Annotated in this window: 11 protein-coding genes; 7 read left to right on the top strand and 4 right to left on the bottom strand. The window is 62.6% G+C overall.

What is annotated here, in order from left to right:
* Positions 1-29 precede the first annotated feature (29 nt).
* Positions 30-1478, bottom strand: a complete 1449-nt coding sequence (locus tag ACRC0P_RS04870; RefSeq protein ID WP_438628659.1) for an efflux transporter outer membrane subunit — start codon at positions 1476-1478, stop codon at positions 30-32.
* A gap of 207 nt (positions 1479-1685) precedes the next feature.
* Between ACRC0P_RS04870 and ACRC0P_RS04865 the strand changes: the two genes are divergently transcribed.
* The 4 genes from ACRC0P_RS04865 to ACRC0P_RS04850 all read left to right on the top strand — a co-directional run bounded on the left by ACRC0P_RS04865 (position 1686) and on the right by ACRC0P_RS04850 (position 6348).
* Positions 1686-2870, top strand: coding sequence for an acyl-CoA dehydrogenase (locus tag ACRC0P_RS04865; RefSeq protein ID WP_183461402.1), 1185 nt, complete (start codon positions 1686-1688; stop codon positions 2868-2870).
* A 222-nt stretch (positions 2871-3092) separates the two neighbouring features.
* Complete coding sequence (locus ACRC0P_RS04860) at positions 3093-3710, top strand: trimeric intracellular cation channel family protein (protein WP_438628658.1); 618 nt, start codon at positions 3093-3095, stop codon at positions 3708-3710.
* 30 nt (positions 3711-3740) lie between these two features.
* Positions 3741-5351, top strand: a complete 1611-nt coding sequence (locus ACRC0P_RS04855; protein WP_438628657.1) for an alpha/beta fold hydrolase — start codon at positions 3741-3743, stop codon at positions 5349-5351.
* A 94-nt stretch (positions 5352-5445) separates the two neighbouring features.
* Positions 5446-6348 carry a sulfurtransferase gene (locus ACRC0P_RS04850; protein ID WP_438628656.1) on the top strand — a complete coding sequence of 301 codons (903 nt, stop codon included), beginning with the start codon at positions 5446-5448 and terminating at the stop codon, positions 6346-6348.
* Here ACRC0P_RS04850 and msrA read toward each other — a convergent pair.
* On the bottom strand, positions 6335-6970 hold the full coding sequence (msrA, locus tag ACRC0P_RS04845) for a peptide-methionine (S)-S-oxide reductase MsrA (RefSeq protein ID WP_438628655.1): 636 nt from the start codon (positions 6968-6970) through the stop codon (positions 6335-6337). The genes ACRC0P_RS04850 and msrA overlap by 14 nt on opposite strands.
* A gap of 86 nt (positions 6971-7056) precedes the next feature.
* Positions 7057-7674 (bottom strand): class I SAM-dependent methyltransferase, encoded by a 618-nt coding sequence (locus tag ACRC0P_RS04840; RefSeq protein WP_438628654.1) that lies wholly within the window; start codon positions 7672-7674, stop codon positions 7057-7059.
* A 256-nt stretch (positions 7675-7930) separates the two neighbouring features.
* Between ACRC0P_RS04840 and ACRC0P_RS04835 the strand changes: the two genes are divergently transcribed.
* Positions 7931-8425, top strand: a complete 495-nt coding sequence (locus ACRC0P_RS04835; protein WP_438628653.1) for a DnaJ domain-containing protein — start codon at positions 7931-7933, stop codon at positions 8423-8425.
* 40 nt (positions 8426-8465) lie between these two features.
* Here ACRC0P_RS04835 and ACRC0P_RS04830 read toward each other — a convergent pair whose 3' ends face one another.
* Positions 8466-9242: a methyltransferase domain-containing protein gene (locus tag ACRC0P_RS04830; RefSeq protein WP_438628652.1), complete on the bottom strand. Its 777-nt coding sequence runs from the start codon at positions 9240-9242 to the stop codon at positions 8466-8468.
* A gap of 157 nt (positions 9243-9399) precedes the next feature.
* On the opposite strand from ACRC0P_RS04830, the gene ACRC0P_RS04825 reads away from it, so the two are divergent.
* Together ACRC0P_RS04825 and ACRC0P_RS04820 are read left to right on the top strand one after the other, a co-directional pair.
* Positions 9400-11526: a TonB-dependent siderophore receptor gene (locus ACRC0P_RS04825; protein WP_438628651.1), complete on the top strand. Its 2127-nt coding sequence runs from the start codon at positions 9400-9402 to the stop codon at positions 11524-11526.
* A 334-nt stretch (positions 11527-11860) separates the two neighbouring features.
* Positions 11861-13115, top strand: a 1255-nt coding sequence (locus tag ACRC0P_RS04820; protein ID WP_438628650.1) for a PepSY-associated TM helix domain-containing protein, incomplete at its 3' end; no start/stop codon positions are given.

Raw genomic sequence — 13115 nt, 5'->3', positions numbered from 1 at the left:
TGGGCTCGGACCTGAATAACGGAAACCGCTCAACTCTCCTCCGCCCGGTACAACTCCAACTCCACTGGTTCCGCAACCGGCAGGTCCTCCATCGGCAAGCCGCCGGACAGGGCGCGGTAGAGGGTTACCCGGTTCTCTATCAGCTCGCGGCGGGCGGTCAGTATCTGCCGCGCCAGGCTCTGTTGGTCATTGGTGGCGGTGAGCACATTGAGGAAGTCCACCGCACCGCGGCTGTAGGCCCGCAGCTGGCGCTCGGCGATCAGCCCGGCCAGGCGCTCCCGCTCACGCAGGTGGTGCAGTCGGTCGAGCACCGCCTGCTCCCGAATCAGCGCCTGCTCCACTTCCGACAGCGCCTGAACGACAACGTTGCGGTACAGCGCCCAGCGTTCCTGCACCACCGCCTCCTGCTGCGCCTGGGCCGAGACCAGTTGGCCGCCGTCGAAGATGACGCCCTCCGCGGTAACGGTGAGGGCGAGCAGCCATCCGTCGAGGATGTCCGCTATGGCGGTGCCACCACCGCTGGCCACCGCACTCAGGCTGATGGCGGGCAGGCGCTCCGCCCACGCCTGGTCGGCGAGATAGTAGCCCTGCAGCAGTTCCCGATGTGCCCGCTTCACATCCGGGCGGCGCAGCAGTAACTGCCCGGGCACACCGGTATCCGGCAGGGCCGGCAGCGTCGGCAGGCCGGTATCGGAGCGCACAAAATCCGGCAGCCGTTCGGCACTGATGCCCAGCAATGCGGCCAGTTGTACCCGCAGAGTCTCGATATCCGTCTCCGCCGCCTGCAGTTCCTGCTCCGACTGCTGTATCAGTTGGCGCTGCTGCAGGACGTCCGCGGCGCTACTGGTGCCGCCACCGAAACGCAGTTCGAGTACCCGCAGGGTTTTGCGATTGGTTTCCAGTTGTCGCCGCAGCAGATCCCGCTGGCCCCACTGCTCGAGCAGTTGCAGCCAGGTATCGGCCACCTCCGCGGCCAGGGTCAGGGCCGCGGTCTGCAGGCTCTCCGCCTGTGCCAACCGGTTCGCGTCCGCGGCCCGGGCGCCGGCGCGAACCCGGCCCCAGAGGTCGACCTCGTAGCCGGCGGCCAGACTGCCGCTCCAGCTGTTGCCCTCGCTCCCGCTGTCCTCGAAATCGTCGCTGGAGAAGCGTTGCTCGGTGTTATCCAGACGCCCGGTGAGCCGCGGCCAGAAACCGGAGCGCGCGCCGCGGGCGGCGGCCTCCGCCTGTTCCAGGCGCCATAAGGTGGCCTGCAGGTCCGGGCTGTCGCGCAGGGCCAGCTGGATCAGCCGGTCCATGACCGGGTCGTCGAAACTGCGCCACCAACGGATACGGCGCTCCGCGCTGCCGGAAGTGCGGAAACTGTCCGGCAGCCCCAGAGTTTCCGCCGGATAATCCGGTGGCAGCGCCGTCTGCGCGCAGGCGGCCAACAGTGGCAGACAAATGACTGTGCTGCGGCGAAAAAACAGTAGGAAATTCACCAAAAAACCAAAGACACCAAGTTAGGAACCAATTTGCGCCTATTATGTAATCCACCCCTGGCACTGCAAGGTAATTTACGGTTGTTTACGCTTAGTAAATGCCCCAACGCGCCGACTTGGGTATCATGCCGGCGCACACGGCCGGCCGGACACCCGGCATACAATACCGGCATACAACAGAGAGAAACGGAAGTAGACGAGAAACCTATGAGCAAACACCAGCCCCTGGCCCACTGGGACGATATCCTGCTACTGGACCGCCAGCTTACCGACGAGGAGCGTATGGTTCGCGACACCGCGCGCGAATACTGCCAGACCCAATTGATGCCCCGCGTACTGGAGGCCAACCGCCACGAGATTTTCGATCGCGAAATCATGACCGAAATGGGCGCACTGGGCCTGCTGGGCTCCACCATCGACGGTTACGGCTGTGCCGGCCTGAACTACGTCTGCTACGGCCTGGTGGCCCGCGAAGTGGAGCGGGTGGACTCCGGGTATCGCTCGGCGATGAGCGTGCAGTCCAGCCTGGTGATGTACCCGATCTCCGCCTACGGCTCCGAGGAACAAAAAGAAAAGTACCTGCCCAAACTCGCCACTGGCGAGTGGGTCGGTTGCTTTGGTCTCACCGAACCGGACGCCGGCTCCGACCCCGGCGGCATGAAGACCCGCGCGAAGAAAGTCGACGGCGGCTACCGCCTCACCGGCTCCAAGATGTGGATCACCAACAGCCCCATCGCCGACGTCTTCGTGGTCTGGGGCAAGGACGACGAGGGCGAGATCCGCGGATTTATTCTCGACAAGGGTATGGAGGGCCTCTCCGCGCCGAAGATCGAAGGCAAATTCTCCCTGCGCGCCTCCATCACCGGCGAAATCGTAATGGACAACGTCTTCGTACCGGAAGAAAACAAATTCCCGGATATCGGCGGCCTGCGCGGCCCCTTCGGCTGCCTCAACCGCGCCCGCTACGGGATCTCCTGGGGCGCCATGGGCGCCGCGGAATTCTGCTGGCACGCCGCCCGCCAGTACGGTCTGGACCGCAAGCAGTTCAACAAGCCACTGGCCCAGACCCAGCTGTTCCAGAAAAAACTCGCCGACATGCAGACCGAAATCGCCCTGGGCCTGCAGGGTTCGCTGCGGGTCGGCCGCATCATGGATGAAGACAAGCACTTCGACCCCACCATGATCTCGCTGATGAAGCGCAACAACTGCGGCAAAGCCCTCGACATCGCCCGCGTCGCCCGCGACATGCACGGCGGCAACGGCATCGCCGACGAATTCCACGTAATCCGCCACGTGATGAACCTGGAAGCGGTGAACACCTACGAGGGAACCCACGATGTGCACGCGCTGATTCTGGGGCGGGCGCAGACTGGACTGCAGGCGTTTTTTTAAAGACGGGACTCGGGACTCGGGACTCGGGACTCGGGACTCGGGACTCGGGACTCGGGAAAGAATACCGGACTTGATGCTAAGGCCCTGATGCCGGGGGCCGTTCGCGAAACGTTTGCCGATGAGGCTGTTGAGCGAACGGCCACCGGCAGCAGGGCCGCCCTGCACTCGAAATGAACCACCCTCCCCACTCCACCGAAGCCGCCCGACACACACTAAAAAACTATGGAACAACTGCTGTACTGGTTCGACCTGATCGGCATAGTGGTCTTCGCCTTTACCGGCGTGCTCGCCGCCGGCCACAAGCAGATGGACCTGTTCGGCGCCGTGGTGCTGGCCTGTGTCACTGCCACCGGCGGCGGCACCATCCGCGATATCATCCTGAACATCCCGGTGTTCTGGCTCCAGGACAGTCACTATCTATGGATCGCCTCGGTCACCGGAGTGGTAAGCTTCTACCTGATCCGCTACCTGCAGGTGCCCATGCGCCTGCTGGCGATCGCCGACGCCATGGGCCTGGCGGTATTTACCGTGATCGGTACGCAAAAAGTGCTGGAGCTGGGGCACTCTCCGGCCATCGCCATTGTGATGGGCGTGATGACCGGCACCTTCGGCGGCCTGATTCGCGACATCCTGTGTGGCGATATTCCCCTGTTGCTGCGCCGCGAGATCTACGCCACCGCCTCTCTCAGCGGCGCCGCGATCCTGGTCGTGCTGGACGCCACCGGCGCAGTGCCCGGGACGATGGTGGTGGGCATTGCCGTGCTGGTTACCCTGTTCATCCGCCTCGCCGCACTGCGCTGGAACCTGTCCGCACCCATCGCGCGTATAGGTAATAACTGAGAAACCCAATTAATCAAAGGTAATAACACGGTGCGCAATTCCCCGCAAAAAAGCATTTTTCCCCTCGCCCTCTGCCTGGTGCTCGCCGCCTGCGGGCGCGAGTCGCAACAGGAAAAGGAAGCCGAAGATCCCGCGCGCCTGATACCCAAACCCTGCTGGTTCGAAACTGACAACAGCTGGCCCACCACCCAGTGCTACATGATGGAAGTGCCGGAGAACTACGCCAAGCCGGAGGGCCGCAAGATCCAGTTTCCGGTTGTGCGCTTTCACGCCACCGAAGCGGACCCCGCCAAACTGCCCCTGCTGCACCTCGGCGCCGGGGGCCCCGGCGCAAGCCTGGGACTGGAACCGGAAAACGCCAGCGAATGGCTGTGGGCCAATTACGCGGACATGACCGTCGAAGACGGCCGCGACCTTATAGTGATGGACCCCCGGGGCACCGGCATGGCCAAACCCCGCCTGTCCTGCGACGAATTTATCGAAGATGCCGAGACCGCTTTCCAACGCGACCTCTCCCCCGAGGAGGAGGCCCGGGTCTTCACCTACAGCATGGAGCGCTGCTACAGCCGCCTGAGCAAAATTGCCGACCTTTCCCAGTACAACAGCGCCATCGTGGCGCAAGACGTCGAGGCCCTGCGTCGCCAGTTGGGTGTGGAAAAACTCAACCTGTACGGCGTCTCCTACTCCTCCCGCTACGCCCTGACCGTTGCCCGGGACTATCCGCAATCAGTGCGCGCCCTTGTGCTCAACAGCGCCGTCTTTCCGGAGATCATCTACACCCAACAACTGGCGAAAGACACCCTGGAAGCCTACCAGCGGGGACTCGCACACTGCCGCGACGACAAACTGTGCAACAGCCGCTACCCAGACCTCGGGAGACGCCTGGAAGCCCTGGTACAGGACCTGGATGAAAAACCGCTCACCGTACCGGTCAAGCACATGTATTCCCAGGAAGAGTATCCCTTTGTGCTCACCAGCCAGCGCCTGCTGAGACTGCTCTTCCAGGCCCTGTACAACGAGGATTTCTACGGCGAGCTGCCCCTCGTGATCGATGCCCTGGAAAACCGCAACAGCGAACACGAACCAACGCAGGCGGCCATCGTCAGTTTCATGAATATCATCCTGGACCCCAACTTTGGGGACGCCGCCGGGGTCAGCCACTTCTGCTACGAAGAGGCGCCTTTCGTGGACTTCGACAAGGCACTCAAAAGAGCGGCGGAAAGCGGTGTGCTCGGTGGTACGGTGCGCACCGATCTCGAACTGCTGCAGATGCAATGCCGCATCTGGGCCATCCCCTCCGCCCCCCTGGCGGAGTCCCAGGCTGTAGAGACCCGGGTACCGATACTGCTCCTGCACGGCGGCCTGGACCCGGTACTCTCGGCGGAAGATGCCGACAGGGCCCGGCGCAGTCTTCCCAATCATCAGTGGCTGCTGTTTCCGAAACTGGCCCACGACGTGATCTCGGCCAGCGACTGTGCGGAAATGGCCGCGGCGCGTTTCCTCGACTCCCCCTCGGAAGAACTGTCGGAACCGGTCAGTCAGTGCCGCAAGGAGGAAATGGCGCGACAGGCAGCCCCGGGCGAGGGTGAAACACCACCCAATCAGGCAGACAACAGCCAGCCATCGACGGACAATCACTAAACGGAAAGGGGCGGCGGCATTCTTCCCGACTCATTGATTGTTGGCCTTTGATCACTGATCATTAACCGTCATCAGAACAAGAATCGGCGAAGACATGAGCGCTCAGGCGGCGATAGAAGTTTTTGAACTGGCGGAAATTCTCCACCACCGACAGGTGGTGGTACTCGACTGCCGGTACGACCTGGCGGAGCCCTACGCCGGCGAGCAGCGATTTCGCGAAGGGCATATTCCCGGCGCCCGCTATGCCAGCCTGCACCGCGACCTGTCCGCTCCCGTCGGCCGCTACGGCGGCCGCCACCCGCTGCCGGACCCACAACAGTTTCAGCAGTTCGCCCGCCGCGCCGGTATCTCCCGGGACACCCGGGTCATCGTCTACGACGACCAACGCCTGGCCTTTGCCGCGCGCGCCTGGTGGCTGCTGCGCTACTTCGGCCACGAACAGGTATCCGTCCTCAACGGCGGCCTGCGGGCCTGGCGCGAGGCCGGCCTGCCACAGGAATCCGGGGACGGCATGGCACCCGCGCAAAGCGGTGGTCTGACCTGCCGACCACAGAGCCACCTGGTCATCGGCTACGGGCCGCTCCATGGGGGCATGGAAAATCCCCCCTGGCAACTGGTCGATGCCCGCGATTCAAAACGCTTTCTCGGTACCGAGGAACCCATAGATCCCATCGCCGGCCACATTCCCACCGCCATCAACAAACCCTGGCAGTGTGTAACCGACGACAGCGGCATGCTTAAAAGCATCGCGGAACTGGCCGCGCACTGGCGGGACATCCCCGCGGACAAGCAGCTGGTGCACTACTGCGGCTCCGGTGTGACAGCCTGCGTCAATCTCTTCTCACTGCACCTGATCGGCCGCAACGATACCCTGCTCTACGCCGGGAGCTGGAGCGACTGGTGTGCGCATATACTGCATCCAGATAACAGTGATCAATCAACACAGATAAGCGAAACCGAACCGCTGATCATGGGATCACTGATCACTGATCACTGATCAGACAAACCCCGGTACCTGCCAGCCCGCAGTAGCCACCGGGGTTCTTGGCCAGGTACTGCTGGTGACCCTCTTCCGCGTAGTAGAAAGTCGGCGCCGGACCTATCTCGGTGGTGATGCCCCCCCGCCCTCTATCCTCCAGCGCCCGCTGGAACTGCGCCTCGCTTTCCCGCGCCTCGTGCAACTGCTCCTCGTCGTAACAGTAGATGCAGGAGCGGTACTGGGTGCCCAGGTCGTTGCCCTGGCGCATGCCCTGGGTGGGGTCGTGCTGTTCCCAGAAGGTGCGCAGCAACTGCCGGTAGCTGATCTTCTCCGGGTCGAACACCACCAGCACTACTTCCGCATGACCGGTGCCGCCGCTGCAAACCTCCCGGTAGGTGGGGTTGAGAGTACTGCCGCCGGCGTAGCCCACGGCGGTGCTGTAGACACCGTCCATCTCCCAGAAGAGCCGCTCGGCACCCCAGAAGCATCCCATGCCGAATATCGCCTTCTCCATGTCCTCGGGAAAGGGCTCCACCATGGTGTGGCCGGAGACGTAGTGCTTTCCACTGATGGGCATGGGTTCCTCGTGGCCGGGGAGCGCCTCTTCCGGAGTGGGAATAGTAAACTTGTCGTAGTGCACGAAGTTTCCTCAAAAGTTGATAGTCGGCTCTCATTTGCAGGATAGGCACGCAGCGTGCCCATCGGGGCATGTCGTCGAAGCGAAGTTCACCCCTGGGAGGCCTCCATGATACAGCCGGAGGCCTTCATCGGCCGGCTTACCGACCACTCCCGGTAATCCGCGCCCAGCTTTTCCTCCGCCCGCTCCGCCAGCCGGCGGAAAGGCGTCCGCCCCGGGTCGGCCAGGATCACGCGGCCGACGCCGGCGCGCAGCGCGCGGCGGGTGAGATTGTACAGCGGCTTTTCCAACTGATCCCAGAAGCAGATATCAGTGCCGATCAGCGCGTCGAACCCGCTGAGATCGGTTTCCCGGATTTTTTCATAGCGGCACCGCCAGGTATCCACCACCACACCGTTCAATTCCGCGTGGTAGTTCACGAACGGAAACACACTGGGATCCGCGTCCAGGCCGGTGACCCGGGCCCCAAAGTGTTTTGCGCAGAATATACCGCCCAGGCCCCAGCCGCACCCCAGGTCCAGCACCCGCGCGCCCTTTTTCAGCGGGTTGCGCTTCAGGTAGTCCATGGTGAGGCAGGAACTTTTCCAAAACTTGTTGCCATGCAGGCTGGGGTCCCCCGCCTCCCGGCGCAGGCGGCGCATATCCGGATGGGCATTCTGTCGAACGGTAAGTCCGAACAAACTTCGGCTGAGGTTGCTGGAAGCCATGTCGGTTCTTCGTCTCCTTCTTTCTTGGTTTGCGCAAAAGACAAGGTAATAACTGCCAATAGATGCCAGTGTACCGCTAAATCCCCGCCGCTTCAGTGAGCCGGGCTGCTTTTATCGCGAAAGAAATAATCCAGCACGCCTGAAACACAGGGACTGGTGTGAAACAGAAAAATGCATACGGAGATTTTCTCTCCGCGGCATACGCATCGACATCTGATATCCTGTTGGGCCGAATGACTAAATCAGAGAGAACACCTTGGCTCGTATCGTCCTGCTGATCGCCGTCGGCATCGTCGCCTGGCTGGCGTGGCAAAAATTCAAAGCCAGCCACCCCGAGGAACGGCGCAAGCTGTTGCTGCAATGGCTGTTGATCGGTGTGGCCCTGCTGGCGGTGGTGCTGGCCATCAGCGGCCGCCTGCACTGGGTGGCCGCCGCCGTCGCCGTGGTGCTGCCGGTGCTGGGACGGGGCCTGAGCTGGCTCGGCCGCCACCTGCCCTGGCTGGCGCCTCTGATCGCCAGGCACGCCAGCGCCCGGAGGGGAAGACAGCAGGAAGAAGCGGGCGTGAACCCTCCCCTCACCACTGGCGAAGCCCGCCGGATTCTCGGCGTCGACGAGGATGCCGGCCGCGAGGAAATCGTCAGCGCCCACCGCCAGCTGATCCAGAAGCTCCACCCGGACCGGGGCGGCAACGACTACCTGGCCTCGCGCATCAATGCCGCCAAGGAGCTGCTGCTCAGGGAACTGGAATAAAGCGGCCTCCATTAGGAGAGCCTGATCTGAAACAGAGTATCTACGGCAACCGGCACAGCAGATGCACATAGCGCGCCAGTTGCCGGTAGGGCTCAAGGCGGGAATATTCCAGCTCCTTGTCCACGATCGCCGCGGCGGGCAGCTTCTCGCGAATCGCGGGGGTCATAAAATCGTGGAAACAACGGATGCCGCTGTGGGCGACGATGGAAAAGCCCGCCTGTAGCAGCCAGTCCTGCACCCACTCCAGTTTCAAAGGGTTCTGCGGTGTGAGGCTGCCCGGATGTCCACCCCAGTGGCCGCTTTGAATATTGCGCTCCAACTGCCGGAAACTGCCCCGCTGCAGCAGGCGGAATTCCAGCGCGCGGCGGTTGTAGAAAGTGAGCGACAAATGGCCGCCGGGCTTTAACAGCGTCGCCAGCTGTTGCAGCGCAATCCGCGGTTGTTCCAGCCATTCCAGTACCGCGTGGCAGAGCACCAGGTCGCTGCCGCGCACCTCCTCCAGCTCCGGCAACCCCTGCAGCGGCTGATGCAACAGTATTACCCGCTCCCCCAGGCCCCGCGCGGCCAACTGCTCTCCAGCCTGTTCCAGCATTTGCGCGGAGATATCCGCCAGGTAGACACGGTGCCCCCCCTCCGCCAGATCCATTGCGAACTGACCCTGGCCGCCGCCGGCATCCACCACCTTCAGCTCACCGCTGTCGCACAGCAGCGGCGCCAGGTCCCGATTCAGTACCGCCAGGCGGATATCCCCCTTGAGGCCGCCATAGATGCGCTGCCTGAAGCGGTGCGCCAGATCGTCGAAATTGCGGTCGGTCATCGATTACCTCCGGTTTGAAGTGCCGCCGAGTGTACGACTGCTTCGCCCCGCTGCAAATCTCCACAATATCAAATGATAATTATTTGCATTTAGATTAGCTTGTGTTAATTTATCGCACCTCAATTTGCCACCCGAGACGAACTAAGGACAACTCCCAGTGAATTCTGCAAAGCACCTTCTACCCATCGCCATTGCCCTGCACAGTGCAACCGCTGCCGCCGCCGACAGCGTGGAAGAGGAAGTCGTGGTCACCGGCCGCGCACAGGAATTCTATTTGGAGAGCGAAACCCGCGTTGGCACCAAGGTCGCCACCGATATCATGGATATTCCCCAGTCCGTACAGGTGCTCAGCGCACAACTGATGCGCGACCAGGCAGCGCGTCAGGTGACCGACCTCTACCGCGCGGTGGCTGGGGTCAGCGAGTTCAGTTATTCCGGGGTGACCTTCCGCGGCTTCCGGGACGATGAGAACGTCTTCTACGACGGTGTACGCGGCGACCCCTACTCCGGGTTCGGCGTGCCCCAGCTGTTCAACTTCGAGCGGGCGGAAATCCTCAAGGGCCCCGCCGGCGCCCTCTACGGCGGAGGCGAGCCGGGCGGCACCATCAACTATGTGTCGAAAAAGCCCCGCTTCGAGGAAGAGATCGAAGTCAACCTGACTATGGGCAACTACGATCGGCTCGGCGGTTCCGTCGATACCACCGGTGGCTTGAGCGAATCCGTCGCCTACCGCTTCGGCGCTTTCTACGAGGAACAGGATAGCTTTCGCAACCACGCCGACGCCGCCAACCAGGAGGTGGCCGGCGGCCTGTTGTTCGAACTGGCAGAGAACACCCGGCTGACCACCACCTTCGACTACATTAAGCAGGACCTGGGAGGCAACCGGCTGCGCGGCGTACCGGTGGACGACGACGGCAACTTTCTCGTCGACCGCTCCTACAACGCCAACGAAAAGGGTGATTTCCAGGATCTGGAAGCGCTGGTGTTACAGGCCACCCTGGACCACCAGTTCAGCGAAAACCTGAGCCTCAGCGCTACCCTGCGCCAGTTGGACAACGAGCGCGACCAGCAGTACCACGAATCCCGCGGCTGGGTGGATGTGAACGGCGACGGCGAAGCGAATATCGATGACGGCACCATCAAGCGCGAGTACCGCAAACAACACCGGGAGAACGCCGAGACCAGCCTGACCGCGGATTTCGTCTACACCCTCGACACCGCCTCCATCGGTCACCAGATACTGTTCGGCGGCGACTATCACAAGGTGGACACCGAGTACGATTACTTCCGCGCCCGCTACGAAGCGGACGGCGTGGGCAACCTGAATATTTTCGAGCTGAACTACGGCGAAACCGACCCCAGCACTTATAACCTGCGGAATATGGGCAGCGACGGCGCAAAATCCGATCGCTACAGCGTCTACCTGCAGGACCAGATGGAACTGGGCCCGCGCTGGTCCGCGCTGGTCGGCGTACGCCACGACACCTTCGAGGATACCTCCAAAGCCTCCGGCCACCACTTCGAAGACAGCGCCCTGGTCCCCCGCGCCGGCCTGGTGTTCAAGCCGATGGATCACACCGCTCTCTATCTGAACTACTCCGAGAGCTTCAATCCCGTCGAGCTGTACCAGCAGGAAGACGTGCGTGACGTGGGCAGACTGGACCCGGAAACCGGCAACCAGATAGAGCTGGGGATGAAAAACGAGTGGCTCGACGGCAGCATGATGACCACCCTCGCCGTCTACACCATCACCAAAAAAGACGTGACCATGGATGACGGTGGCCCCGGCGACGGCATCCCGGCGCTGATCAATGTGGGCAAAGTGGAGAGCCAGGGCTTCGAGGCCACCCTGGTGGGCGACCTCGGCGACAGCTGGACCATCACCGCCAACTACGCCTACAACGACACCCGGAAGGTGAAGGGCGCGGAGGGACAATACCTAATCAACACCATCATCGAAAACGGCCGCTTCCGCGACCGCTTCGCAAACGCCCCCCGGCACCAGGCGGGACTATGGAGCCGCTATGACTTCCCCTCGATCAACTCGTCGATCGCTTTCGGCGCCGACTACGTCAGCGAACAATTCAGCTTCAACGGCCAGCGGGTCAAACCGTTCACCGTGTTCGACCTGAGCTGGAGCACCGCCTGGAACGACACCCTGGTGCAGGTGAACGTGAAAAACCTTCTCGACAAGGAGTACGCGGTCAGCGGCTTCAACGAGCGCAACGGACACTTCCCCGGGGATCCGCGGGAACTGGTGGTGCAGGTCACGCAGAATTTTTAGCCCGGGAGCGCGGAGCTCCAGCTCCGCTTGCGGGCCGCAGGCCCGCCTTTCGGGACTCGGGACTCGGGACTCGGGACTCGGGACTCGGGACTCGGAAAGATTGTAGGGTGGATAAGCGACAGCGCATCCACCCTACCACCGGGGAAAGAACAACTGACCTCGATGCGAAGGTCCTGATACCGGGGGCTTTTTGCGGGACCGTATGAGACAGGGATGTCGATTACGAGCGTACAGGGACGTATTTAAGGGGGCGCCCAGCCCGTGTCCCGCAAACACCCCCGGCAACAGGGCCGCAACTGAGCTGGCCGGGAAAACCAGGCTGATTGACAACACAATGGCTATTGACCGCCTTAAATGGTACCGCCTGCACAGTTGGGCCGGACTGAAACTCTCGCTGCTGCTGAGCTTCGTGCTGGTCACCGGCACCCTGGCCACCGTCTCCCACGAGATCGACTGGCTCTTCAATCCGGCGATGCGCGTCCAGCCACCGGTGGAGCCGGTGGAATACCATTGGGAAAAGTTCTACCGAAGCGCCCGCGCCGCCTACCCCCAGGCGCAGCTGCTGAATATCGACGCGCCCGTGGATTCCCAGTTCGCCGCGGAGGTGGTGGCAATGGACTCCTCCGGCGAGCGCTTTCGTATTTACCTGGACCCCACCACCGGCCAGGTCACCGGCACCGGCCGCTGGAACAACTGGCAGCGCTTTTTCCGCCAGACCCACCGCCACCTGATGCTGCCACTCACCCTGGGCATCACCATCGTCTGCTCAACGTCATTTCTGCTGGTAATCGTGCTGGTCACCGGCATCGTCTGCTACCGGGGCTGGTGGAAGGGTTTCTGGAAAATCCCCCGCCGGGAACAACCGCGCGCCGGCAAAAGGCGGGGCAGGCAATCCCGCCGCTTCTGGGGCCAGATGCACCGGCTCCTCGGCGTGTGGAGCCTCTGGTTTATCGTCCTGATCGCCATTACCGGCATCTGGTACCTGCTGGAGCGCTGGGGCCTGAATGCCCAATACCCTCCTCCACTCACCCTGGGCGGCGCCACCAGCCTGGAACAACCCGCCGCGGAAACCCTGGCCGGAACGGTGGCCGCCGCCAAACACCTCTACCCGGAACTGCGCATCCGCTCGATACAGCTGCCCCGCAGCGCGGAAGATACCCTGAAACTCACCGGCCAGGCGGACGCGCTGCTGGTCCGCAACCGGGCCAACCACCTGGCCTTCGACCCGCGCACTGGCGAACACCTGGAAACCCGCCGGGGCGACCGGCTGGGTTTTCACCTGCGTGTCTCCGAGGCCGCCGATCCGCTGCACTTCGGTACCTTCGGCGGGCGAATTACCAAATGGACCTGGTTCTTCTTCGGCACCCTGCTCAGCGCCCTGGCGATCAGCGGCGTCTATCTTTACGGGCTGAGAACGGTTAACTCCGCACGCGCCGCCAATGGCAGCTGGCATTTCGCCTGGCGCGATATGGGGCGCTGGAAATGGTTGGCGGGGTTGTTAGTGGGGTTGTGTTTTGGGATGACTGCGGTGTTGTTTTCCTGGCTCCCCAACCTTGTAGGAGCGGCCCATGGCCGCGATCGGCCTGTGG

Origin of the sequence: Microbulbifer sp., assembly GCF_051659245.1 — a bacterium.
Classification (GTDB): domain Bacteria; phylum Pseudomonadota; class Gammaproteobacteria; order Pseudomonadales; family Cellvibrionaceae; genus Microbulbifer.
This window is presented reverse-complemented; position numbering and strand designations above follow the sequence as displayed.

What these genes read in the sequence shown, in the direction of transcription:
- ACRC0P_RS04865 (WP_183461402.1), top strand. Translation starts at nt 1,686, where the DNA reads ATGAGCAAACACCAGCCCCTGGCCCACTGGGACGATATCCTGCTACTG.
- ACRC0P_RS04860 (WP_438628658.1), top strand. Translation starts at nt 3,093, where the DNA reads ATGGAACAACTGCTGTACTGGTTCGACCTGATCGGCATAGTGGTCTTC.
- ACRC0P_RS04850 (WP_438628656.1), top strand. Translation starts at nt 5,446, where the DNA reads ATGAGCGCTCAGGCGGCGATAGAAGTTTTTGAACTGGCGGAAATTCTC.
- ACRC0P_RS04840 (WP_438628654.1), bottom strand. Translation starts at nt 7,674, where the DNA reads ATGGCTTCCAGCAACCTCAGCCGAAGTTTGTTCGGACTTACCGTTCGA.
- ACRC0P_RS04830 (WP_438628652.1), bottom strand. Translation starts at nt 9,242, where the DNA reads ATGACCGACCGCAATTTCGACGATCTGGCGCACCGCTTCAGGCAGCGC.